General features: G+C 35.7%; 2 protein-coding genes. Both read right to left on the reverse strand.

What is annotated here, in order from left to right:
• Positions 1-311, reverse strand: a 311-nt coding sequence (locus tag LB941_RS12305) for a Gfo/Idh/MocA family protein (RefSeq protein WP_253362272.1), incomplete at its 3' end; no start/stop codon positions are given.
• A gap of 21 nt (positions 312-332) precedes the next feature.
• A partial coding sequence (locus LB941_RS12310) for a TIM barrel protein (RefSeq protein WP_253362273.1) occupies positions 333-686 on the reverse strand: 354 nt, incomplete at its 5' end.

Genomic DNA, 686 nt, shown 5'->3' on the forward strand with positions numbered 1-686 from the left:
TTTGCATCCAAAGCTAATGGCTTTTCACAGAAAGTAAATTTTCCAGCTTTCAATGCTGCCATTACTATTTCATAGTGCGCTTCATTGCTCGCTGTACAAACAATAACTTCAACATTAGGATCATTAATCACATCATGGTAATCAGCATAATCTTTTGCTTTCAACCCTTGTTCATCCAACACTTTTTGTGCTTTCCCAGGTACAATATCACAAACAGCTGTTACTTCAACATTTGCAATTGTTTTAGTAAGTCGTTCTAAGTGATCTGCTCCGATAAAGCCCATTCCGATAACGCCAACTTTTGTAGTCATAATTAAAAACTCCTTTTCGTCTTAGTATTCTGAAACCAAATTATCAAACATATATTTATGTGCTTTTTGTGCCATTTCAAGCGGATTAGCTTTTTCTGGATCTTGCTCGGCTTCAACAATAATCCAACCCTTGTAATTATGTTCAACCAATTCTTTAAATACTGGTTTAAAATCTAAGTACCCATCACCAGGTACTGTAAACATTCCATTCAAAAATGATTGTTGGAAAGTTAACCCTCTTTCACGGCTGTCTTTTTCCTTGTCTCTTCGTACGTCTTTGAAATGAACATGAACGATACGATCAATATGAGCTTTCAAAAGCGGTAAGTATTCACCATCTGAAACAGAAATATGCCCTGTATCATACAATAGACC

This window comes from Ligilactobacillus ubinensis, assembly GCF_024160875.1.
In the GTDB taxonomy this organism is placed as follows: domain Bacteria; phylum Bacillota; class Bacilli; order Lactobacillales; family Lactobacillaceae; genus Ligilactobacillus; species Ligilactobacillus ubinensis.